Annotated in this window: 18 protein-coding genes; 10 read left to right on the forward strand and 8 right to left on the reverse strand. The window is 57.9% G+C overall.

The genetic code is table 11. The features are described from left to right. Positions 1 to 12: 12 nt before the first annotated feature. Entirely contained in the window at positions 13 to 942 is a 930-nt protein-coding gene (locus AC2FFD_RS13300; RefSeq protein WP_496873296.1) for a LysR family transcriptional regulator, read from the reverse strand. A 144-nt stretch (positions 943 to 1,086) separates the two neighbouring features. Between AC2FFD_RS13300 and AC2FFD_RS13305 the strand changes: the two genes are divergently transcribed. The 7 genes from AC2FFD_RS13305 (at position 1,087) to AC2FFD_RS13335 (ending at position 11,501) form a co-directional block, all read left to right on the forward strand. Beyond that, a complete protein-coding gene (locus AC2FFD_RS13305; RefSeq protein ID WP_171119318.1) occupies positions 1,087 to 2,094 on the forward strand; it encodes a TAXI family TRAP transporter solute-binding subunit in 1,008 nt (335 codons plus the stop codon). A 79-nt stretch (positions 2,095 to 2,173) separates the two neighbouring features. Continuing rightward, positions 2,174 to 4,387, forward strand: a complete 2,214-nt coding sequence (locus AC2FFD_RS13310) for a TRAP transporter permease (protein WP_496873297.1) — start codon at positions 2,174 to 2,176, stop codon at positions 4,385 to 4,387. Position 4,388: 1 nt separating this feature from the next. Then, positions 4,389 to 5,627, forward strand: a complete 1,239-nt coding sequence (locus tag AC2FFD_RS13315; protein ID WP_496873298.1) for an NAD(P)/FAD-dependent oxidoreductase — start codon at positions 4,389 to 4,391, stop codon at positions 5,625 to 5,627. Between the two features lie 39 nt (positions 5,628 to 5,666). Continuing rightward, positions 5,667 to 6,407, forward strand: coding sequence for an aspartate/glutamate racemase family protein (locus tag AC2FFD_RS13320; protein WP_425079579.1), 741 nt, complete (start codon positions 5,667 to 5,669; stop codon positions 6,405 to 6,407). Positions 6,408 to 6,560: 153 nt separating this feature from the next. Then, positions 6,561 to 8,738 carry a Tex family protein gene (locus AC2FFD_RS13325; protein ID WP_496873299.1) on the forward strand — a complete coding sequence of 726 codons (2,178 nt, stop codon included), beginning with the start codon at positions 6,561 to 6,563 and terminating at the stop codon, positions 8,736 to 8,738. Between the two features lie 172 nt (positions 8,739 to 8,910). After that, entirely contained in the window at positions 8,911 to 10,308 is a 1,398-nt protein-coding gene (locus AC2FFD_RS13330) for a bifunctional enoyl-CoA hydratase/phosphate acetyltransferase (protein ID WP_480684858.1), read from the forward strand. Continuing rightward, on the forward strand, positions 10,305 to 11,501 hold the full coding sequence (locus AC2FFD_RS13335; RefSeq protein ID WP_257600928.1) for an acetate/propionate family kinase: 1,197 nt from the start codon (positions 10,305 to 10,307) through the stop codon (positions 11,499 to 11,501). Before AC2FFD_RS13330 ends, AC2FFD_RS13335 begins: the two co-directional genes overlap by 4 nt. A 4-nt stretch (positions 11,502 to 11,505) precedes the next feature. Here AC2FFD_RS13335 and AC2FFD_RS13340 read toward each other — a convergent pair whose 3' ends face one another. The 5 genes from AC2FFD_RS13340 to AC2FFD_RS13360 form a co-directional block, all read right to left on the reverse strand. Beyond that, positions 11,506 to 12,273 carry a citryl-CoA lyase gene (locus AC2FFD_RS13340; protein WP_496873300.1) on the reverse strand — a complete coding sequence of 256 codons (768 nt, stop codon included), beginning with the start codon at positions 12,271 to 12,273 and terminating at the stop codon, positions 11,506 to 11,508. Further along, the gene (locus AC2FFD_RS13345; RefSeq protein ID WP_496873301.1) at positions 12,270 to 13,454 is read right to left on the reverse strand and encodes a CaiB/BaiF CoA transferase family protein; all 1,185 of its coding nucleotides are present in this window, start codon (positions 13,452 to 13,454) and stop codon (positions 12,270 to 12,272) included. Before AC2FFD_RS13345 ends, AC2FFD_RS13340 begins: the two co-directional genes overlap by 4 nt. After that, the gene (locus tag AC2FFD_RS13350) at positions 13,447 to 14,958 is read right to left on the reverse strand and encodes a tripartite tricarboxylate transporter permease (protein WP_170345425.1); all 1,512 of its coding nucleotides are present in this window, start codon (positions 14,956 to 14,958) and stop codon (positions 13,447 to 13,449) included. Before AC2FFD_RS13350 ends, AC2FFD_RS13345 begins: the two co-directional genes overlap by 8 nt. 1 nt (position 14,959) lies before the next feature. Continuing rightward, entirely contained in the window at positions 14,960 to 15,442 is a 483-nt protein-coding gene (locus AC2FFD_RS13355; RefSeq protein WP_425079584.1) for a tripartite tricarboxylate transporter TctB family protein, read from the reverse strand. A gap of 66 nt (positions 15,443 to 15,508) precedes the next feature. Next, positions 15,509 to 16,492 carry a Bug family tripartite tricarboxylate transporter substrate binding protein gene (locus AC2FFD_RS13360; RefSeq protein ID WP_257600933.1) on the reverse strand — a complete coding sequence of 328 codons (984 nt, stop codon included), beginning with the start codon at positions 16,490 to 16,492 and terminating at the stop codon, positions 15,509 to 15,511. Positions 16,493 to 16,599: 107 nt separating this feature from the next. Here AC2FFD_RS13360 and AC2FFD_RS13365 point away from each other — a divergent pair, with 107 nt between their 5' ends. The 3 genes from AC2FFD_RS13365 to AC2FFD_RS13375 are packed head-to-tail and all read left to right on the forward strand — an operon-like array spanning position 16,600 to position 19,611. Beyond that, on the forward strand, positions 16,600 to 17,268 hold the full coding sequence (locus AC2FFD_RS13365) for a response regulator transcription factor (protein WP_257600934.1): 669 nt from the start codon (positions 16,600 to 16,602) through the stop codon (positions 17,266 to 17,268). Beyond that, a complete protein-coding gene (locus AC2FFD_RS13370; protein ID WP_170345421.1) occupies positions 17,258 to 18,625 on the forward strand; it encodes a sensor histidine kinase in 1,368 nt (455 codons plus the stop codon). The genes AC2FFD_RS13365 and AC2FFD_RS13370 overlap by 11 nt, the downstream gene beginning before the upstream one ends. Then, positions 18,604 to 19,611: an ABC transporter substrate-binding protein gene (locus AC2FFD_RS13375; protein WP_170345420.1), complete on the forward strand. Its 1,008-nt coding sequence runs from the start codon at positions 18,604 to 18,606 to the stop codon at positions 19,609 to 19,611. The genes AC2FFD_RS13370 and AC2FFD_RS13375 overlap by 22 nt, the downstream gene beginning before the upstream one ends. An 11-nt stretch (positions 19,612 to 19,622) precedes the next feature. Here AC2FFD_RS13375 and AC2FFD_RS13380 read toward each other — a convergent pair whose 3' ends face one another. Next, complete coding sequence (locus tag AC2FFD_RS13380; protein ID WP_496873302.1) at positions 19,623 to 20,939, reverse strand: HlyD family type I secretion periplasmic adaptor subunit; 1,317 nt, start codon at positions 20,937 to 20,939, stop codon at positions 19,623 to 19,625. Further along, positions 20,939 to 22,678: a type I secretion system permease/ATPase gene (locus AC2FFD_RS13385; RefSeq protein WP_425079587.1), complete on the reverse strand. Its 1,740-nt coding sequence runs from the start codon at positions 22,676 to 22,678 to the stop codon at positions 20,939 to 20,941. The genes AC2FFD_RS13380 and AC2FFD_RS13385 overlap by 1 nt, the downstream gene beginning before the upstream one ends. Positions 22,679 to 22,826 lie beyond the last annotated feature (148 nt).

Genomic DNA, 22,826 nt, shown 5'->3' on the forward strand with positions numbered 1-22,826 from the left:
GTCCTGTGTCTTTCAGAAATCTTCCGTCCGCGGGTTCGCGTTGGTCTGATCCAGCATCGATACAACTTCCGCCTTCCACCCCGCTTTTATTTTCAGCGCCAATTGCGACGGAGGGCGGTGATCCGGCGACAGGATGGCGTATTCGTATCTGAGGGGGTCCTTGAAAGGCAGGAATACCACACGGCCATGCGAGATGTTCAGTTTCCGTTCCGTCGCAACGGTCAAAGGATCGACAATCGAGCAGCACTGCCCCGATCCAACAAACGGAATGAGCGGAAGAAAATACTGGCACGTCACACTTGGTTTGTAAGTGGCTGAAACCATCTGAAAAGCGCGCTGAACTTTTTTCTGGAAAGGGTGGGTGTCGTACAGTCCACCCATTGGCACATCATCGAGATCCGAAATCGTCAAAGCCTTTTCTTGCGCCAACGGATTGTCCCGATCCATTGCGCAAAAGCAATCTCCGCTGATGATCTCTGCCGTGAATTGCGGCTTCTTTCCGACCGGGTGTTCGAAATCAGCAAACCCGAAATCAATGTTCTGAGTGCCAGCAAGTTCCATTATCTGGGGCGAGCTGCGGGTTGACAGCGTAACCCGAATGTCCGGATTTCCGCCAACCGAGCGGCTGATGAAATTCGGAAAGGCAAAAATGGACGGTCCCGGCATGGCGGCAATGTTCAGGTTGCCTGAACTTCCTTTAAGAAGCCCGTGCATCGTGCTGGAAACCGTTGATAATCTGTCCAGTATCCCAGTGGTTTCCGCCAACAGGTAATGCGCCTCGGGCACCGGGATCAAACGCCGGCCTTTTCGTTCGAACAGGGTCAGTCCAAGACTTCTTTCCAGGTTCTTGATTGCCAGGCTGATCGCCGGTTGTGTCCGGTTCAGCTTCTTTGCGGTCTGAGAGATGGACCCGGTTTCCATCACCTCACGAAAAACAGTCAATTGAGCAAGGTTCATGTCCAAAGCATAAGCTAAACTTTCGTTTTGTTAAATATAACAAATTTGTTTTTATGTTAAAATTGCATAGGCTGAACGGATCAGAATTCGGACAAACCGAATCCAATAATCCACAACTGGGAGCTTACGATGAGATTGATGAAATGCCTGACGGGTTTGGCTTTGGCGGGTGCATTGGCTGCACCGGCGCTTGCACAGGACCCAACCTTTTTCCGCATCGGCACCGGCGGTGCGGGCGGCACTTATTTCCCGATCGGCGGGACCATCGCCAACGGAATTTCGGCCCCTCCGGGCTCACGCCCCTGCGAAGAGGGCGGCCAATGCGGTGTGCCCGGGCTGATCGCGATCGCGCAGTCGACAACTGCGTCGGTCTTCAACAATGCCGCCGTGCAAAACGGCGAGCTTGAGGCCGGTCTGGCCGCGGCTGATGTAACCCGTTCGATGTATCTGGGTGAGGGCAAGTTTGAAGGCAAACCCCACCCGAAGCTGCGCATCGTCGCAAACCTGTTCCCCGAAGACCTGCACCTGGTTCTTCCCGCAGGCCAGACGATCAACGATCTGAGTGACCTCAAAGGCAAGCGCGTTGGTATCGCGCAGGCCGGTTCGGGCACGCAGGTGGCCGTGTTGCAAATGCTGGAAGCATGGGGCGTCAACCGTGACAATATGGATGAGGCCGAATTGAACAACAGTCAGAGCGCCGAACGTCTGGCCGATGGCCAACTTGACGCCTATTTCTACGCGGCGGGCTGGCCGGTTGCCGCAATGGTGCAGCTGTCTTCGACCAAGGGCATGAACCTGCATTCCTTCAGCGATGAAGACTTGGCAAAGATCAACGAGATCATTCCTGCCTATATCCCGTCCGCTATCCCGGGGGGTGTATATGAAGGCATCGATTCCGAAACCAAGACCCCCGCGGTAAGCGCGATGCTGGTCGTGTCATCGGATCTGTCCGAAGACCTGGTCTATCAGCTGACCAAGGCCCTGTGGAACGACAACACGCGCAAACTGCTGGACAACGGCCACGCAAAGGGCAAGCAGATCACGCCTGATACCGCCCTCGACGGTGTCGAGGCGCTGGGTGTTCCGCTGCATCCGGGTGCCGAGAAATTCTATAAAGAAGCCGGTCTTCTTCAATAACCACACCTGACTGAAACCTGTCGTCGGTGCCCCGGTCGGGGCACCGCACTCTGGAATCATGCGAAATCGGGGGGCCATCATGTCCGAGACCCAGAAACTTGATGACCACGAACTGACGGCCGAGGAACTTGCGGCCATCGAAGAACAGTTCGACGAAGGCGCCGCTGTCCGGCAGGTCACGCCCACGGCAGGCAAGGTGTTGCGTGTCGTCGCCCTGATCTTTGCATTCTACGAATTCTTCACGGCTGGTTTCGGCCTACCTGCCGACCACTGGCATATGGGCATCTATCTGGCTCTGCTGTTCATTCTGGTCTACGCCACGATCCCGATTGTCGGAGCCAAAAGCCTCTATGCTCTCAAAGTCAGTCGTTTCCGCGTTGGCAACGTCCCTCTCTATGATCTGGTCTTCATGGCGCTTGGCATCATCGCCGCGCTTTACGTGGGTTTCGCCTGGCGCGGCATACCGTTCCTGGGGATCGAGGAACAAACCTTCCGCATGGGCAACCCAAACAGCTATGATGTAATCCTCGGCGTCATCATCATCCTTCTGGTACTGGACATCGCGCGCCGCACGCTGGGTTGGGTGCTGCCGCTGATTATCTGCGTATTCATTTCATACGCGCTGCTGGGCCCCTATTTTCCCGGGTTGCTTCAACATCCGGGCGTGAACTTCAAAACCTTCGTATCGTCAATGTACTTCCCGCAGGAAGGAATCTATGGCGTGACGCTTTGGGTCGTTTCGACCATCGTGTTCCATTTTGTCCTGTTCGGCGTGATCGCTCAGCGAACGGGGCTTGGGCAACTGTTCATTGACAACGCAACCATTTTGGCGGGCCGCTATACGGGCGGCCCGGCCAAAGTGTCGGTGGTATCCTCGGCCTTCTTCGGCACGATCTCGGGCTCTTCGGTGGCCAACACCGTTTCGACCGGCGCGCTGACAATTCCCAACATGAAGCGCCTTGGATACCCCGGTCACTTTGCGGGCGGGGTCGAGGCCGCGTCTTCGGCTGGCGGCCAGATCACACCGCCCATCATGGGCGCTGCGGCCTTCATCATGGCCGAGTTCCTCGAGGTGCCTTATACCACCATCGTGATCGCTGCGATCTTCCCAGCGCTCCTGCATTATGTCGGCGTCTTTGCCGTGGTGCATCTGATGGCGCGCAAGCTGAACCTGCAAGGTCTGGCGAAAGAGCAATTGCCGCAACTCAAGGCCGTCTGGGCCGAAGGCTGGGCCAATATCGTGCCGCTGATCGGTCTGCTGGTAGTTTTGTTCACTGGATACACGCCCTTCATGTCGGCCTTCTGTGGCATATCGCTGGCGGTGATCGCGGGCATGTCGCGGATCAAACAGCCGCCAACTCTGATCTACGCAGCGGCGTTTCTTGCGTTCGTGCTTTGGAAGTTCTCCGACGGTGGGTTCGACCTGTCCATGACCGCGATTCTGTGCGGATTGTCGGTTATCGCCACGCTGAACCCGCAGAAACGGGTCGAAGTACCCGAGATGCTGGCCGCGGTCGAACTTGGGGTAAAGTACTCGCTGGCCGTGGGGGCCGCTGCCGCCGCGGTGGGTATCGTGGTGGGTGTGATCAACACCACCGGTATCGGTTTCCGCATCGGATTCATGGTGACACAGGGTGCGGGCAATCTGGCATCCGATCTCTACAACATGATCTCGTTCGGCAGTTTCCAACTGTTTGCAATGGAAGACCTGCAACTGTTTATCTCGCTGGTTTTCATTGCCATCGTCTGCATTCTGATGGGGGCCGGCATTCCGACCACCGCACTGTACATCATGCTCGTTTCGGTCGCGCAGCCTGCGCTGGCGCAGTTGGGGGTTCCACCCATCGCCAGCCATCTGTTCGTGCTGTATTACGGCGTGGTCTCCGAGATCACACCTCCGGTCTGCACGTCGGCCTATGCCGCCGCAGCGATTGCGAATTCCAACCCGTTCCGCACCGGTCTGTCCGCCTTTACGCTGGGACTGGGCAAGGTGATCGCGCCGATGGCGTTCGTCTATGCGCCGGTTTTGCTGTTCGTGTCTTCCACAGGGTTCGATCTTTGGGAATTCACCTATACCGCCGCTAGCTGTATTGCCGGTGTCATCGCGCTTTCGGCGGCGGTCGTGGGGTATTGGTTGCAGCCACTCAACCTCGTGTCGCGCATCCTGATGGTCGTTGCCGGGATTATCTTCGTGGCGCCCACGCTGACGGCTGACCTGATCGCTTTGGCGGTGGCGTCTCCTGTCATTGTCACACAGTTGATCGCCCGCAGCCGAATTCAAGCAACGGTCTGACATGCCTGAACAAGTGACCATCATCGGCGCCGGGATCGTCGGTCTGTGCTGTGCGCTCTCGTTGCAGGAGCGCGGTATTGCCGTGCGTCTGATCGACCGTGGAGATCCGGGGCAGGAGACTTCGTTCGGCAATGCCGGTGTCGTCTCGCCCTGGTCGGTCATTCCACAGGCCACGCCGGGTATCTGGAAAACGATTCCTCGGATGCTGTTGGACCCGAAAAGCGCGTTGACCGTCAGGCCTGCGTTCTGGCCCAGGATGATACCCTGGGGCCTGAGGTTCCTGAAGACTTCGAGCGAGAAATCCGTACGCAATATCTCGGACGCAATGGAGTTATTGTGCCGCCCATCGGTAGATCTGTACCGAAGGCATCTGCAAAATACCGGGCACGAAGACCTTGTTGTTGATTCCAATTATATCCACGCGTTTCGCAACCCGGATCAGGCTGACCTGAAAGAACTGGGATATCTGATCCGGCAGGAAAAAGGCGGACGGCTTGAGCGGATCGGCGGGCCAGAGCTGCGCCGGATCGAACCCGCTTTATCCAGGGATTTCAAAGCAGCGATCCTGATCAAAGGGCAGGCGCGGGTTACCTCACCCGGCCGGGTTGGCGAGGTTTTGGCCGACAAGGCCCGTCGACAAGGCGCTGAATTCGTGCGGACAGAAGTCAATGAAATAAAGCGCACCGAAGACGGACAATGGCATTTGACCTCGCCGGCCGGTGCGCTTCACGCCGATACTGTCGTGTTGGCCGCCGGGGTTTGGTCTGCCGGGTTGCTGAAACCCTTGGGTTTGCCCGTGCCACTGGTGGCCGAGCGTGGATACCATGTCCAATTCCCGACCCCCTCTGCCAGCCTGGAAAACTCGGTGATGGACGTGGACGCCAAGGTGGTGGCCAGTTCGATGCAGGACGGTTTGCGTGTGGCGGGCACGGCCGAATTCGGCAGCATCGACGCGCCGCCAGATCCACGCAAACAGTCGCTTCTGACCGCACAGGCCCGCGCAATGATGCCGGATCTGAACACCTCGGATACGCAGTTCTGGATGGGTCGACGCCCGTCTTTTCCCGACAGTTTGCCGGCGATTGGTCCGGTTGAGGGGCACAAGGGCCTGTTCACCGCCTTTGGTCATTCCCATTACGGTTTGATGATGGCCCCCAAAACAGGTGAGCTGGTGGCTGATTTGGTGTCAGGGCAACGCCTCAACATCTCATTGGATTCATTCGCCTTGTCGCGATTTTGACGCGCAACAACCACCGTTTCGAAGAAGGATAGCCCCATTATGCCGATCTACCAGGGTGGACAGAATATCTGCGGAGCCTCTATCGGCGTTTTGTGTCTGGAAAGCTATTTCCCCAAACCGCCCGGTCATATCAAGAACCCTTCCAGCCTTCCGTTCCCCGTGCTGTACGAGATGATAGATGGCGTCACGGTGCCAACGCTGCTGAACAACCCGACACCTGATCTGCTGAACCCATTCATACAAGGCGCGCAACGGCTTGAGGCTGAAGGCGTTCGCGCCATTACTGGAAGTTGCGGGTTTCTCGCCCTGTTCCAAAAAGAGTTGGCCTCGGCCGTATCGGTGCCAGTCTTCGCTTCGAGCCTGATACAGGTGCCATTGGCTTTTCACATGACCGGGGCCAGCGCACCGGTCGGGGTGATTACAGCGGATTCATCAGCGCTGACACAACGTCATTTCGAAGGCGTTGGGGCGGGGGGCGTTCCGGTGGCCGTGCAGGGTCTGGAACACACCAGCGAGTTTGCCGAAGTCATCCTGCGCAACACGCGCACCCGTATGGATACTGATCTTATCGAGGCCGAAGTGCTGGACGCTGCGCGCAGGCTGAAGCGCGATACGCCTGAAATACGCTCGGTGGTATTGGAATGCACGGATCTTCCGCCTTATGCAAACCGCATTCAGGAAGACCTGAAACTGCCGGTCTTTGACCTGACGACGCTGGCGCAAATGGCGCATAACGCAAGCGCGCGCACCGGGTATTGCGGGTTGATGCCGTGGAGTTGAGGCCGTCGCACGCTGGTAGTGTCCAAGAAATGCCAAATAGCCGCAAAAACAGTGGCTACCTGCTGATGCCTTTCGACGGACCGGTACAAGGGACTTCCCCTTGCTGAAACGGCTGGTTAAGAAGCCCTTCCACTGCCGTTTCAGGAGGCCCCCTTGGACCGTATCGCCCGCACCATAGCCACCGAGATCAACGCACGTTCCGATCAGGTCGGTGCTGCGATCAATCTTTTGGATGACGGAGCGACGGTTCCCTTTGTCGCCCGCTATCGGAAGGAAGCAACCGGTGGGTTGGACGACACCCAATTGCGCCTTCTGTCCGAGCGATTGACCTATCTGCGTGAGCTTGAGGCACGGCGGGAAACCATCCTGAAGTCGATAAAAGAACAGGGTAAGCTGACCGAAGATCTGAGCAATTCGATAGCTCGGGCCGAAACCAAGGCACAGCTGGAAGACATCTATCTGCCTTACAAGCCCAAGCGGCGCACCAAGGCGATGATCGCGCGTGAAAACGGGCTGGAACCCCTGATCGAAGCCATTCTGGCCGATCGCGATGCGGACCCGGAAACACTGGCCGGGGCATATCTGAGCGAAACCGTTGCCACCCCTCGTGACGCGCTGAACGGCGCGCGCGACATTCTGACCGAACGATTGACGGAAAACGCGACATTGCTGGGTGAATTGCGGGCCTTCATGCAGCGCGAGGCGCTGCTCAGCGCCAGGGTTATCGACGGGAAGGAAAAGGAAGGCGCCAAGTTCAGCGATTACTTTGACCATTCCGAGCGTTGGGCGGATGTTCCATCGCACAGGGCATTGGCAATGCTGCGGGCGTCAAAAGAGGGCATTGTTTCACTTGATATCGCGCCGGAACCGGAGTTCGGGGCAGCCCGGGCCGAGACCATCGTGGCCGTACATTTGCAGACACGCGGCAATGGGCCGGGTGATGCCTGGTTGCGCAAAGTTGCCGGGTGGACTTGGCGGGTCAAGCTTTCGCTGTCCATGATGGTCGAATTGATGGCCGATCTGCGCAGCCGTGCGCAGGACGAGGCAATTCAGGTCTTTTCACGGAACCTCAAGGACTTGCTGTTTGCTGCTCCGGCAGGTGCCAAGGCCACTTTGGGCCTTGATCCCGGCATCCGCACCGGCGTGAAAGCGGCGGTGGTTGACGCAACGGGCAAGGTCGTGGCCACTGATACGCTCTATCCCTTTCAACCCAAAAACGATTTGCGCGGGGCGCAGGCGACCATCCTCAATCTGATCTCGGCCCACCAGATCGAGCTGATCGCCATCGGAAACGGAACCGCGAGCCGAGAAACCGAACGGTTGGTTGCAGATACGCTGGCTCTGCTGCCCAAGACGGCAAAAGCGCCAACCAAGGTGGTTGTGTCCGAAGCCGGTGCCTCGGTCTATTCCGCGTCTGAACTGGCAGCGCGAGAATTTCCCGATCTGGATGTCTCGCTGCGCGGGGCGGTGTCCATCGCCCGGCGATTGCAGGACCCATTGGCGGAACTGGTCAAAATCGAACCGAAATCCATTGGCGTCGGTCAATACCAGCATGACGTTGACCAGCACCGCCTGTCGCAATCCCTGGATTCCGCGATCGAGGATGTCGTGAACGCGGTCGGGGTTGACCTGAACACAGCCTCTGCACCTTTGCTTGCGCGTGTGTCTGGGCTGGGCCCGGCGCAAGCCGAAGCCATCGTCGCCCATCGCGATCTGAACGGACCGTTCCAATCGCGCAAGGACCTGTTGTCCGTCGCAGGCTTGGGTCCGCGTGCCTTCGAACAATGCGCCGGGTTTCTTCGCATAAGGGACGGCGCCGAACCGCTTGATGCGTCGTCGGTGCACCCCGAAGCCTATGAAGTCGCCCGCCGCGTCGTGTCCGCCTGCGGGCGGGATATCAGGCACATCATGGGCCATGAAGAGTCCTTGAAAGGGTTGCGGGCACAACAATTCGTAACCGAAGATTTCGGCCTGCCCACGGTTCTGGATATCTTTGCCGAGCTCGAGAAACCCGGACGGGACCCCCGGCCCAGCTTTGTCACGGCCAGTTTCGCGGATGGCATCGAAGAGATAACCGATCTGAAGCCCGGAATGGTTCTTGAGGGCACCGTGACAAACGTGGCGGCCTTTGGGGCATTTGTGGATGTGGGCGTTCATCAGGACGGTCTGGTTCATGTCAGCCAGCTGGCGGACCGCTTCGTCAAGGATCCGCATGAGGTCGTCAAGGCCGGGCAAGTCGTGAAAGTGCGCGTGGTCGAGGTGGATGTGCCCAGAAAGCGGATCGGTCTTTCGATGCGCAAACAGGGCGGCGGCGGAAAGCGGCGCGCCTGATCTGCGATCTGCACATTATCCGGGCGTCACGACATGAAGGCGTTACCCACCGGAAATAGCGTGCAGACCGATACGGGCAGCCAGCATGCGTTGTTTTCATTGTGCGCTGAACTCGGTATCAGCAAGAGAGTTCACAGCGTCGCCAAACCGATCAAAACAGAAACGAAAGCTCATGCAGTACCACAACAAGCCATACAACAAGCTTCAGGTCGGTGATACCGCCGAGTTGGTCCGCACGTGCTCGGTCGATGATTTCTATGTGTTCGCCAACAACTCGGGCAATCACAATCCTCTCCATCTGGCCAGCGAAGACGGCGACGGCGACCACATCAACGAAGCGGTTGCCCCTGCCATGTTCGTGGGGGCCCTGATCTCGGCCGTTTTGGGGAACGTTCTGCCGGGGGCAGGGACGCTTTACAAATCGCAATGCTTTGACTTTGTGGAAAGGGCGCATGCCGGTGATGAACTGGTCTCCAAAGTCACCGTTCTGGAAAAGCGACCAAACCGGGAGGTTGTCTTTGACACGGTCGTTACGCGCCCATCGGACGGTGCCGTGATCGTCAGCGGGCAGGCCGTCGTGATCGCGCCGGAGAAAGAGATGGTGTTTGCCGAGTTGGATTTGCCTGGACTGGTGGTGAAACGTCATCGTCATTTTGATGCCATGCTGGAAAAGGTACGCCCGCTGCCGCCTATGCCGACTGCTGTTGTGGCTCCGGAAGAGCCCAATGCCCTGGGTGGGGCGCTGTTGGCCGCGCATGAGACGATCATCACACCCATTCTGATCGGTGACCCGGACAAGATCGCGAACGCTGCCGCCGAAATCGGAGCATCGTTGGATGGGATCGAAATCATACCGCAGAGCGATCATTTCAGCGCGGCCAACACGGCGGTCGATCTTGTTGCGGAAGGTCGAGCAAAGGCGCTGATGAAAGGGCATCTGCATACCGACGAACTGTTAAAAGCCGCGCTCAGGCGCGAGAAAGGCCTGCGCACCGGTCGCCGCTTTACCCATGTCTTTGTCATGGACGTGCCCGGACAACCCAGACCACTCTTGGTGACGGATGCTGCGATCAATATCGAACCCGATCTGGAAACCAAGATTGATATTGTCCAGAACGCAATCGACCTGGCCCTGTCGCTGGGGATCGAAAACCCCAGGGCGGGTATTCTTTCTGCAATCGAAACCGTCAATCCGGCGATCCGATCCTCGGTTGATGCGGCTTTGCTGTCGAAAATGGCTGAGCGCGGTCAGATCACGGGCGGGCTTGTTGACGGCCCTCTGGCCATGGACAATGCCGTCAGCCTTGCGGCTGCACGTTCCAAAGGGATTGTGTCGGATGTCGCGGGCAAAACCGATATTCTGGTGGTGCCCAATCTGGATGCCGGGAACATGATGGCCAAGCAACTGACCTACATCGCCAATGCAGAAGGGGCCGGTGTGGTCATGGGGGCCAAAGCGCCCATCATATTGACCAGCCGTGCCGATGACGACAAAGCCCGGCTGGCTTCCTGCGCCGTGGCAGCCCTGCACGACGCCTTCTCACTTTCACGCACCGGAGCACCCGCATGACACATGTCGTGACACTGAACGCTGGATCGTCTTCGATGAAATTTGGCCTGTTTGAACTAACCGATGACGATCCGATCATGGTGTGCACCGGGGCGGTCGAGCGGATTGGAGAACAGGAACCGCTTGTCAAAGCAAAGTCTTCCGACGGAAGTGTCCTTGCCAGCGGCACCGCCGGAGAAATCAGTGATCACGCCGCAGCCCTGGACTGGGTATTGAACCTGCTTGCGCGCTCATTTCCTAACAGCGACGTGACTGCGGTCGGGCATCGTGTTGTCCATGGTGGACCTGACATTGACGCTCCTGTGCCATTGACCAAGGCTTCCATTCAAGAACTGGACAAGCTGTCCCCGTTCGCGCCTTTGCATCAGCCGCACAATCTGGCCGGGGCCAGGGCGGCGATGGAACGTTTTCCGAACGCGGTTCAGATTGCCTGTTTCGATACGGCCTTTCACCGCAACCACCCCTGGGAGAACGACGTTTTCGCCTTGCCGCGCGAGTATTACGACAAAGGTGTTCGGCGTTATGGCTTTCACGGGCTCAGCTATGAATACATATCGGATCACATGGCAAAAACAGCGCCGCTTCTGCACGAAGGGCGCGTGGTCGTGGCCCATCTGGGCAATGGTGCATCGATGTGTGCGATGATCGGAGGGCGGTCAGTGGGCTCGACCATGGGGTTTTCGGCCCTGGACGGGCTGCCGATGGGTTCGCGCTGTGGTCAACTGGATCCCGGCGTGGTCCTGTATCTGATGGACCAGGAAGGGCTGAGCGCTGACGAAATCTCAGACCTGTTGTTCCGGAAGTCAGGGTTGTTGGGCCTGTCCGGGCTGTCCAACGACATGCGTACCCTGGAAAAGGCGGACACACGCGAAAGCCGTCAGGCGATCAGCTATTTCACTTTCCGTATTCGGCGCGAGCTTGGCGCCATGGCGGCCATTCTCGGGGGAATCGATGCCTTGGTGTTCACCGGTGGGATCGGGGAAAACTCGCGTCTTGTGCGTGACCGGGTTTGCTCCGGGATGGGATGGCTGGGCATCGAGCTGAATCCCGACGCAAATGCGGACAATGACCGGATCATTTCAACCGATCTGTCCCGCGTCGTGGTCATGGCAATCCCGACCAATGAAGAACTGGTCATTGCCCGTGCGGCGGCTGACCTGTTGGCCAAACGCCCACGGCTCAGAACTGCCTAGCGACCTACGTCTCGACATAGGTCCAGCGGTAGGCCGGCGGAGTCGGTCCCTTGTTCCGGCCGCCTTGCTGCATCTGTTCCCACGCATGGGCCAGAATGCCAACAGATCTGGATAGGCAGAAGAGACCGCGTGCCAATGGGGGCGCAAAGCCCAACTCGGCATAGATCACCGCGGTGGCACCATCAATGTTCATAGGAACGGGCTTCCCCTTGCGCCGGGCCAGTTCTGCCTCGATCGCCTGCCCGATCCGCATAAACTGACCATCACAAGCCCCGTCCTTCACAGCATCACGGACCAACGCCATCAGACGTGGTGCGCGCGGATCCGTTGGCGTGTGGAAACGATGGCCAAAACCCGGCAAGATCTTTCCTTCGCTCTTGATCCACTCGTCCAGCGTTTGATCCAACCGGCCAGGATGTTGCGTCACGAAATGGTACAGCGTAACTGCTTGCTCACCAGCCCCGCCGTGAATATCCCCCAACATGTTCACGGCACTCGCCATCGCATTGTTCAGCGGCAGCCCACAAGTCACGGCCATGCGCGCCGTTGCGATGGAGGGCGCCTGAGGTCCATGGTCCACGGCGGCGACCAACGCGGCCTCGAACAACCGGGCCTGCGCGCCAGATGGTCGCTCGCCACGAACCATGAACCAGATCATTTCCGCGAAGCTGAGATGTCCGATCAGATTCTGGATCGGCTCTCCGCGCAGGTCGATCCGTCCAGGTTCCATATCGATGATGGAAGTCGTCCACCAATCGGATACATCGCTCATATGATGCCTTCCTTGCTCAAGGCGGCAATTTCCGCGCCGGATAGACCAATTTCAGACCAGATCGCACTGTTGTCCGCCCCGAGCTGTGGTGGTGCGGTGCGCGGCATGTGCCGTTCGCCGTCCATGACAATGGGGCTGCCTGCAAGTTTCATGTCTTCGCCCTGCACCTTCAAAGACCCGATCAGGCCGCGATCAGCAAGCTGTTCGTCATTAAGCGCCTCGGGCACGGTTAATACCTGCCCGGTTGGCACTCCGATTGCGTTGAGTTCGCGTACCCAGTCTGATGCCGCTCTGGTCAGCAGGGTTTCCTCCAGCGCCGCACGCAGGGCGTGGCGATTGCGCTTGCGGTCTTCGCGTGTTTCGTAGTCCGGGTGATCCAGCAGGTCTTGTCGTCCCAGATGCCGGGCCAGCGCCTGCCACTGCTCGTCGCGGTTGGCGGCAATGTTGATGGGCGCGTCAGAGGTTGCAAATGTTCCTGATGGCGCTGACGTCGTGTTTTCGTTGCCATGGGCCCCGGGAATGGCACCGGCGATCAGATAGTTCGACACGACCCAACCCATTGTCGAGATTACAGCCTCGGACATCGCCACATCCAGATAGGCACCGCGAGTGTCTGCGTTCAGGGCGGCAGAAACCGCGAACGCGGCCGTCATCCCTCCGACCGTGTCCGCCAATGGATAGCCAACGCGATAGGGCGCAGTGTCAGGTCCCCCAGTGACGGACATGAGGCCACTTATGCCCTGCACAATCTGGTCATATGCCGGATCGCCTCGGCGGGGACCATCCTGTCCGAACCCGCTTATAGCACAGTAAATCAGGTTGGGGTTCACGTCGCGCAGGACGCTATATCCAAGCCCAAGCCGATCCATCACACCGGGGCGAAAATTCTCCACCAAAACATCTGCGGTCTGGACAAGGCGTTTCAGAAGCGCCTTGCCCTGTTCTGATTTCATGTTGAGCGTGATGGACTTTTTTTCAGCATTCTGCGCCAGAAAACTGACGCCCATACCGGCCTTGTTTCTGGCAGGATCAGCACCCAGGACGCGGGCAAGGTCGCCGCCATCAGGACGCTCGACCTTAATCACTTCGGCACCCATGAGCGCCAGTTGATAACAGCAATACGGACCCGCGAGGACATTCGTCAGATCGAGAACCCGTATTCCGGCCAGCGGCTCAGTCACCTTCGGCAACCCCTGCGGCCCGGGCACGCGCGCGGCGTGCGCGATAGCTGGGAAGAAGCACCAATAGCGCTGCGATAACCAGAAGACCCAGCGTCATTGGACGCTCCCAGATAAAGGCGATGCCGTCATAAAGCTGCATCGACCGGGCGAAGTTGTCCTCCATCATGCCACCAAGGATGAAACCGATCAGCAGCGGCGCCAGCGGGTAGTCGGCAAATTTCAACGCCGTGGCGCAAACACCGAAGCCAACAAGTATCAAAAGCTCGGTCGCATTGTTCTGCCCGATATAGGCCCCCATCAGGGTGAAGAACAAAATGAAGGGGATCAGGTAATTGCGCGGAACCGAGAGAACCTTGGCGATATATGGGATCAGCGGCAGGTTCAGGATCAGCAGGACAAGGTTGCCAATGAACATTGACATGATCACGGCCCAGAATATCTGCGGCTCGTCCAGCATCAGCCGTGGGCCAGGTGTCACGTTCAGGGCGATCAAAGCGCCAAGCAGGATCGCGGTGGTGCCGGACCCGGGAATGCCCAGTGTCAGCAGCGGCACGAAAGACCCGGTACATGCCGCATTGTTCGCCGTTTCGGGCGCAGCCAGACCTTTTATTGATCCTTTGCCGAATTCTTCCTGTTCCTCTTTCGGGGCAATGTTGCGCTCGACCGCGTAGCCGAGGAAGCTGGCAATCGTTGCCCCCGCACCGGGAAGAACCCCGATGAAGAAGCCCTGTACAGATTGGCGGCCGATCACCGGCGCGATGGCCTTGGCTTCACGGCCTGTGATGCGCAGGTCCTTGATCTCACCGTCATCCCCCTGAAGGTTCTTTGGTTTGAGCACCAGAAACAGCGCTTCGGGCAAGGCGAACATGGCCATGGCAAGCGTGATGAAGCCAAAGCCCGATTGCAGGTCCATGATACCCATGGTGAAACGCGGCAGGTTGAACAATGCACCTTCACCGACCGTTGCCATGATCAATCCAAGAAGCGTCATGATGACGGCTTTGGCCACTTGGCCGGTGCCTGCGAAGGCAGCGATAGCGGACAGGCCCACGACCATAAGCGCGAAATACTCGGCCGAGTGGAACAGCAGTGCCACCGAAGACAGAGCAGGGGCAAAGACCATCAACAAAATGGCCCCGATTGTACCGCCGGCAAAACTTGCAATAGCTGCAACAGTCAATGCTTTGCCCGCTTTGCCCTGGCGGGCCATCGGATAGCCGTCGAAACTGGACGCAACAGTGCCGGCGACCCCCGGCGCATTGAGAAGGATCGAAGAGGTCGAACCACCAAAGATGGCGCCGTAATACACACCGGCCAGCAGGATCAGCGCTGCGGACGGGTCGCCCATGGAAATCGCGACCGGGATCATGATGGCAATGATCGACATCGGCCCAAGACCCGGAAGCATGCCGATGAACGTGCCGATCAGGCACCCTGCGATCACCATCAGCAGGTTTTGAATTGAGAAGGCCGTTTGCAGGCCGATCAGAAGTCCTTCGAGCATGTCAGCCTCCAAAAAAGCCCGGCAATGGGCGCATGTAGATGCCAAGAACTTCCTGAACCAGATACCAGACCGCGCCGGTGGCGATCAGCGCGACGAGCAGCATGACGTGCCATTTGCGCTCACCCAGAATGAAAGACCCGAGGATCAGAAAGGCCGAAGTCGAGATCAGAAACCCGACGGGGCGCAGGCAAAGCGCGTAGACGACCATCAAGGCCAGTAGCATAAGCGCCTGATCAAGATGGTATTCTCCCAACCGCCGATAATCGATATCGGCTTCCTTTGGTTCCGTCTTTTCAAAGCCCAGCAAAATGATCGTGGTGGTGATGATACCCAGAACCGACAGCACTTTGGGGAACGTACTGGGCCAAATTGGGTTTCTCTGCATGAAAGGGGGCAGGCTGCCGTCCATCGTGAACCAAGCGGCATAGCCATATGTCAAACACACACCCAGAAGAATGAGTGCTATCCAGCGATCCAGCGCCATGAGACCCCCTCCTTGTTCTTGTTCGTGGGAAGGCAGAGCGGCGGACCCGCTCTGCCGAAATCGGACTTAGAGGAAGCCCAGCTTTTTCATAAGATCGCCGATCTGCTGTTCCTGCTGCTCCAGGAACGTCTGGAAGTCAGCGCCCGAGTTGTGGATGTTGACCCAACCATTGCGTGCCCGAACCTCTTCCCATTCCGGGGTGTCATACATCTTGGCAATCGCTTCCTGGTAGGCGGCCAGCTTGTCTTCGGGCAGACCGGGAGCCGCGAAAAAGCCGCGCCAGTTCACGAAGGTGGTATCAATACCCTGTTCCTTCATCGTCATCGCATCAGGAGCCGCGTCAACGCGCTCTTCGGATGTCACGCCGATAATCTTGACTTCACCCGCGTTTGCCAGATCGACCGCTTCCGAGAAACCGGTGGATAGGGCGGCGATCTCACCCGACAGCAGGGCCGCCATGGCTTTACCGCCAGCATCATAGGGGATGTACTTCACGCCAAGCGCATCCTTGCCCGCTGCTTCCATCACCATCGCGGCGACCAGATGGTCCATGCCGCCGGGAACCGAGCCGCCACCGATCGCAGTACCGCTTGGGTCGGCATCAAAAGCGGCAAGCAGATCCGCCATCGAGTTGATCGGGCTGTCTTTCCCGACAACGATCGCGGCATAGTCGCCGATAGTGCCCGAAACCAGCGTCAGATCGCGGAAGTTGTGAGGGAATACACCGGTCAAAGAGCGGATCACGATCGGCGTCGAATTCACCATCAGCGTACCATGGTTACTGTCGGCATTTTCGATCAGATATCCAATGGCTTTGCCGCCACCGCCGCCGGACATGTTTTCGTATGACGCCGTGCCGACCAGACCAGCTTTTGTCAGCGCTTCGCCCGTGCCGCGCGCGGTTCCGTCCCAACCGCCACCGGCACCACCGGGAATCAGAAAGTGAATGCTGTCCACGACCTGATGGCCATCAGCCAAGGCCGGCCCTGTCAGGCCAATTGCGGCCACAGCTGCGATCAGGGCGCGACGGCCCAGTGTGAATGTCGTCATGATGTCCTCCCATTTGACAACCAGCCGCATGGCGGCTCAGATTGAGTGGAACAAAAACACATCAACCTGACATCAACCTGTCACGCACGAAGAATCGCAAAAATCCCATGAAATTCCTTCTTGTGGAAGACAATCTTGATCTGGCGAACGCCATCTGCTCGCGCATGAGGTTAGACGGCCATGTGGTTGATCATGCGTCTAAATTGGATGATGCGACGGCCTTTGCCGAAACTCAGGAATACGACCTTATTCTGTTGGATATCATGTTGCCGGATGGGGACGGGCGCGACTTTCTCAAACGGCATCGCGCTGGTCATCTGGACACCCCCGTGATCGTTTTGACGGCACGCAGCCAGGTCTCGGATCGAATCGGCTCGTTGGATCTGGGGGCCGATGATTACGTCACCAAGCCTTTCGATCATGCTGAACTTGAGGCCCGCTGCCGTGCCGTTCTGCGCCGCAAATCCGGGAATGCAAGGACAACGATCGAAGTGGGCGGAATAATCTTTGACCCTTTGGCAGGTCATCTGACCGTTGGGGATGAGACTGTTTCCTTGCGCAACCGTGAACTGCGCCTTCTGGAACTGTTCATCAGTGCGCCGGGACAGGTGTTTTCGAAACAAAAGCTCACGGACCGGCTTTTTTCTTATGATGACGATGTCTCGGACAATGCCATCGAGGTTTACGTTGGTCGCCTTCGTAAACATCTTGAACCTTCAGACCTGAAGATCACCACGCTTCGCGGTCTTGGATACAGGTTGGATCATGCCTCCTGACCCCTATGTTTCAGGGTCGCTTCGGAACAGGCTGGTCCTGACTTTGATCGGTGGTGCCGCAATATTGGCGTTTCTTCTGTTTATCGCGGTTCGCAACTATGCCGCACAGGTCGCGCAACAAGGGCAGGACAACATCCTGGGGGCGGCAGCCACCTCGATTCTGGACGCGGCCGCCTTGCGCGACGGGCAGTTGGAGGTTGATATTCCCTATGCAGCCTTCGCCATGCTCAGCACACCGTCCGACGACCGGGTTTTTTACGCGATTTTTCAGGATGGCGCGTTTCTGTCAGGATATGAAGATCTGCCGCCGGCCAAAGGGCAATTCGACGGCAAGTGGAGCTTTCAAACCCGTCGGATACGGGGTGAAACCATACGTCAGGTCAGTGCGCGGCGAACCCTGGTGGGCCTGAACAAACAAACCGTCATCGAGGTCGCTTTGGGCCAAACGCAGGACGCCCTTGCGGAAACTCTGGACCAGATTTCACGCAACGCGGCGATCTTGGGCATCGGGTTCTTTGCTCTTGCCGCTGCGCTGTCGTTCTGGGCCACCTCTTCGACGATTGGCCAATTGAACAGGCTTACGACCTCTGTCACCCGGCGCGGCCCGCAGGACCTGAGCCCGTTCAAAAAGCCCGTACCCCGCGAAATGGCTCCTTTGGTGGCCTCGTTGAACTCTTTGATGGGGCGACTGGATCAGTCACTGAGCCAATCGGAAGATTTCATCGCCGAGGCGGCCCACCGGGTGCGCACCCCTTTGGCAACCGTTCGATCTTATGCCGATGCCACATTGCAGAGGGTCGAAAAGGAAGAAAACCGTGAAGCGTTACGCTCAATGGTGCGGGCCATTGATGAAAGCTCGCGCGCGGCGGGGCAATTGCTGGATCATGCGATGATCACGTTCCGCGCCGATCATCTGGAGCGCGAAGACATTGATCTCAATGCTTTGGTCCGTGATCTGGTGCAGCGTTTGACACCAATCGCCGAAATGAAGGACTTGTCGCTTTCCCTGAGCGGCGATCCAAAGGTTTCCTACTCGGGTGACCCCATTCTTATTCAGAACGCTGTGCGCAACATGATCGACAACGCACTGAAATATGCGCCTGCCGACAGTTTCGTACGCATCGAGGTTGTTTCGGAACCACGCATTCAGATAATTGTCAAAGACCGTGGGCCGGGGTTTCCTCCAAACGAGATCGACACTTTGACGCGCCGTTTCGAGCGCGGGAAGAATGCAAGCGGAACCATCGGATCCGGATTGGGCCTTACAATCGTTCAGGACGTTGCTTCTGCGCATGGTGGCACACTGGAATTGACCAACCGGCAGGGGGGCGGCGCGTGCGTTATCTTATCGCTTTGATTTTCTTCAGCCTTCCTGTCGTTGCTGCCACCCAAACCTGGGAGGACAGGCAGGTTTTCAACGCCTCGGCGGATGAGGCGCATCTACGCGTGATCTCAAGCACGGACACCTTTCTGTTCGAACCCTTGATTGCGGGTTTCATCGAAGAAAACCCCGGTATCTCTGTCGAATACCTGGTGACAGGCACCGCAGATATTGACCGAATAGTCCGTGCCGCGCCGGACGATTTTGATGTCGTCATATCCAGCGCGATGGACCTGCAACTGAAGCTGGCAAACGACGGTTTCGGGCGCATCATCGACGACATACCGCTGCCATCCTGGGCGCAATGGCATCAAAGCCTTTTTGCTTTCACCTCGGAACCGGCGACAATCGTGATTAACCGCGCGGCCTTTGCAGGTGGCCCCATCCCCGAGACCCGGCAACAACTGATCGAAATCCTTCGTTTGCGTCCCGATGATTTCAGGGGCCGTGTGGGCACCTATGACATCCGTCAATCCGGTCTGGGTTATCTGTTCGCAACGCAGGATGCCCGCGCGTCCGAGACGTATTGGCGGCTCATGGAGGTGATGGGTGGATTGGACGTGCGCCTGTACTGTTGTTCGGCGGATATGATCGATGACCTCGTCAAGGGTGAGATTGCTGTGGCTTACAACGTTCTGGGCAGCTATGCCGAAGCCCGCGCCGGAAGCAAGGACACTGTGGAAATCATTCTGCCGTCGGATTTTCAGACGACCATGATGCGCACGGCCATGGTGCTGAACGGCACACCGCAACCGGACGCGGCCACGTCTTTTCTAAAACATCTGATTTCCAACCAAACCAAGCGGGTAGGCGACCCCGTTACCTTGCCGCCCTTGGCAACACACGAAACTGGCACCGATCGCGAAACGATTGGGCTGGACCCGGCCCTCATGACATTTCTGGACAGGCTGAAACGCCGCCGTTTTCTAGCTGAATGGGAAAACGCGGTCATCCAGCGATAACCGCGCCCGCATCATTCGCGAAACGCGCGGTTGAAGTAGTCCGCCATTGGTTTCACGAGATAGGACAACGGCGTGCGTTCATCGGTCTTGATCAGTGTTTCAACCGGCATACCCGGCAAAAGTTCCTGGCCGTTGAGCCGGTCGATCTCACCGTCATTCAGCACCACTTCGGCACGGTAAAAGGTGAAACCGGACTGTTCATCCGTGAACGTGTCCGCTGAAACGTTGTTGACCTGTCCCTCAAGTTCGGGCGTTTCGCGCTGATTGAACGCCGGGAACCGCAGGGCAACGGGTTGCCCGACATGCAACTGATCCACATGGATCGCATCCACCCGAGTTGCCACCAACAGCGGCGTGTCCTGCGGAACCACGTACATCATGGGTTCGCCCGGCTGAATGACCGATTGCAGGGCAAAGACCTGACTGCCGTAAACCGTTCCGCTGACAGGTGCGCGAATTTCAAGCCTGGCCAGTCGTTCCGCCAGGGACAGGCGCCGTTCCCACAGTTCTGCCACCTGTGCCTGAACGTCCCGCAAAGTGGTGATCGCTTCTTCCCGCCGGGTCGCTGTCAGTTCGACAATCTTGATCTCGGTTGATGCAATCTGTCCCTTCAGGCGCGCGACAGCCGCTTCCAACTTGCCGATTTCACCTGTCAGGCTGGCTTCTTCGCGTTGCAGCGCCAGCACGCGGCTGTTTTGTGTCAGACCCCTGCTCAACAGGCTTTGCTGATCCTTCAACTCCGCCTCGATCAACTCGGTCTGGCGGCGCAACGAGACCAACTGAGCCTGCGTGCCTGCGATCTCGCTTTCTATCTGAACCAACTGTTTGCGCAGTTGTTCGTCCTGCTTGGACAGCGTTTCCAGCCGGGCATCAAACAGATTCTGCTGTCCCTCAATCAGGTCGGGATCAATATTGTACTCTTTTTGAACCTCGGCCAGGCGTTCCGCCAAGTCTTCGGATGTCAAACCATCCCGTTCGGCCTCAAGCCGGGCACGGCGGGCCAGCAGATCAAAGAGTTGAGCTTCTACAATCGTCTGTTCCGAAGACAGAAACGTGTCATCCAACCGCAAAAGCAAATCGCCCGAGGCAACCGTATCACCGTCGCGCACGAAAATCTCGCCAACCACGCCGCCGTCAGGATGTTCAACGACCTGACGGTTGCTTTGAACTTCGATAACACCCGAAGATACAATCGCCCCGGCCAGCCGCGTTTTCACGGCCCAAAGACCCAATCCGCCGACCAGAATGCCAAGGGCAAGAAATCCCACCAGCGCAGGTATTTTGATGCCCCAGACGGGCACGGGTTTCTTGGTTGATTTTTTCGCCATTATTCACCTACGGGGCTAAGCTTGCGCTTAATCGCGCCCGCATTCTGGACCATTGCGTTCAGAACCTCGTCGCGGCTGCCGAACCTTACGACCTGGCCTTTTTCCACAACAGCAAGATCGTCGCATTCCGAAATGGCCTGCGGGCGGTGCGTCATGATGATGGCGGCCTTTCCCGCTTCCTTGAGGCCGCGCACGGCTGCGTTCAAAGCTTCGGTGCCATCTGCGTCGAGGGCCGAGTTCGGCTCGTCCAAAATGAGAAGGACCGGGTCGCCATACAGCGCACGGGCCAACGCAATGCGCTGTTTCTGACCGCCCGACAACTGACTGTCATTGCCTTCCAGGAACGTGCCATAACCTTTTTCCAATGACAGGATCAGTTCATGTGCCTTGGCCTTCTTGGCCGCCGCAACCACCGCTTCTGAATCCGGGTTTTCCGACATCCGTGCAATATTCTCAGCAACGGTTCCGTTGAACAGGGTCACCTGCTGTGGCAAGTACCCGATATGGCTGCCCAGATCGTTGGGATTGTATTGGTCCAACGTGGCGCCGCCCAACCGGATCTCGCCCGCCGCCGGTCTCCAAAGCCCAAGCAGAGCCTTGGCCAGGGTCGTCTTGCCCGACCCACTTTTCCCGATCACACCAAGCGCCTTTCCCGGTTCCAGTTTCAGGTTAACGTTCCGCAACGTTGGCGCAGTGGCACCCGGAGGGATTACCGTCAGGGATTTGGCTTCCAATTGGGATTTGGGGATCGGCAAACGAATCCGCTGTTCCTCTGGCGGTGTCTGGTCCAGAAACCGGTTCAGCGAATTCCAGGCCGTGCGTGCCCGTTCGACCAAACTCCATTGGCCGACAGCCTGTTCCACCGGGGCCAAAGCCCGCCCCAATAGAATCGAGCCCGCAATCATCGCCCCTGGCGTCATTTCGTTTTGCAGTACCAGCCACGCGCCCAAAGCCAGCATGGCCGATTGCAGAAAAAGCCGAAGCGATTTCGTCAGCGACGTGAAGCTACCAGTCCAGTCACTGGCGGAAATGCTTTGACGCAAAGCTTCCGTACGCTGGTTCAACCACCGCTTGGTCACGTCAGCCTGCATTCCCTGAGACCGTACAACCTCTGCTGCCTGCCTCGCGTGTTCGGAAAAGGCATTCGCCCGCGCCGCCGCGGATTGTGCTTCGGCCACCTTACGGCTGGTCAGAGCCTGGTTAAGCAAAGCAATCACCACAAGCAGTACGCCACTTGCAACGGCCAACCAGCCAAGCAGAGGATGAAAAATGAAAATTGCCCCCAGGAAGACGGGCGTCCACGGAATATCCATTACTGCAAGCAACACGGGCGAAGAGCACAAGGTGCGAATGGCCTCGAGATCCCGCAGTGCAGTTGCCGGAGCCGATCGCACCTGGGGCACCAGAGACCGACGCATTGTCGCTTCGAAAACACGTTCATCCAGCTGTGACTGGAACCGTGCACCAAAGCGGGCAACGATGCGACCGCGTGCATAGTCCAGCATAGCCATCAGCGCATAAAGCAACGCAACAAGCAAAAACAGTGCTGTCAGAGTTTCAACTGCCCGTGAACCAAGAACCCGATCATATACTTGCAGCATGAACAGCGGACCTGTCAGCATGAGCAGGTTGACGAAGATGCTGAACAAAAACGCCAAGGCCAGAAAGGCAATGCCCTGATTGCGCACGTTGCGCAATTCATGGCGAGGGGCCGCTGATAGGCGGTGTTGAGGTTTCACAGTTTACAATCCACATCATTCGGACAGGCAACGCCGCATTTAGAAAGTTAGTTCAGCATTGCCAAGTTTGCACATGTTTTTTTGAGCAAGAAACCGCAGACAGCGGGCTGGAAGAAGCACTTTTCGGCCAACGCCACAAAGAATGTCT

It is taken from the genome of Ruegeria sp. YTSC002, from assembly GCF_059609845.1.

Bases quoted from the DNA above. Each gene is read 5' to 3' on its own strand.
- AC2FFD_RS13335 (WP_257600928.1), top strand. From the start codon at position 10,305: ATGACACATGTCGTGACACTGAACGCTGGATCGTCTTCGATGAAATTT.
- AC2FFD_RS13360 (WP_257600933.1), bottom strand. From the start codon at position 16,492: ATGACGACATTCACACTGGGCCGTCGCGCCCTGATCGCAGCTGTGGCC.
- AC2FFD_RS13305 (WP_171119318.1), top strand. From the start codon at position 1,087: ATGAGATTGATGAAATGCCTGACGGGTTTGGCTTTGGCGGGTGCATTG.
- AC2FFD_RS13340 (WP_496873300.1), bottom strand. From the start codon at position 12,273: ATGAGCGATGTATCCGATTGGTGGACGACTTCCATCATCGATATGGAA.
- AC2FFD_RS13315 (WP_496873298.1), top strand. From the start codon at position 4,389: ATGCCTGAACAAGTGACCATCATCGGCGCCGGGATCGTCGGTCTGTGC.
- AC2FFD_RS13365 (WP_257600934.1), top strand. From the start codon at position 16,600: ATGAAATTCCTTCTTGTGGAAGACAATCTTGATCTGGCGAACGCCATC.
- AC2FFD_RS13370 (WP_170345421.1), top strand. From the start codon at position 17,258: ATGCCTCCTGACCCCTATGTTTCAGGGTCGCTTCGGAACAGGCTGGTC.
- AC2FFD_RS13310 (WP_496873297.1), top strand. From the start codon at position 2,174: ATGTCCGAGACCCAGAAACTTGATGACCACGAACTGACGGCCGAGGAA.
- AC2FFD_RS13330 (WP_480684858.1), top strand. From the start codon at position 8,911: ATGCAGTACCACAACAAGCCATACAACAAGCTTCAGGTCGGTGATACC.
- AC2FFD_RS13320 (WP_425079579.1), top strand. From the start codon at position 5,667: ATGCCGATCTACCAGGGTGGACAGAATATCTGCGGAGCCTCTATCGGC.
- AC2FFD_RS13350 (WP_170345425.1), bottom strand. From the start codon at position 14,958: ATGCTCGAAGGACTTCTGATCGGCCTGCAAACGGCCTTCTCAATTCAA.
- AC2FFD_RS13380 (WP_496873302.1), bottom strand. From the start codon at position 20,939: ATGGCGAAAAAATCAACCAAGAAACCCGTGCCCGTCTGGGGCATCAAA.
- AC2FFD_RS13355 (WP_425079584.1), bottom strand. From the start codon at position 15,442: ATGGCGCTGGATCGCTGGATAGCACTCATTCTTCTGGGTGTGTGTTTG.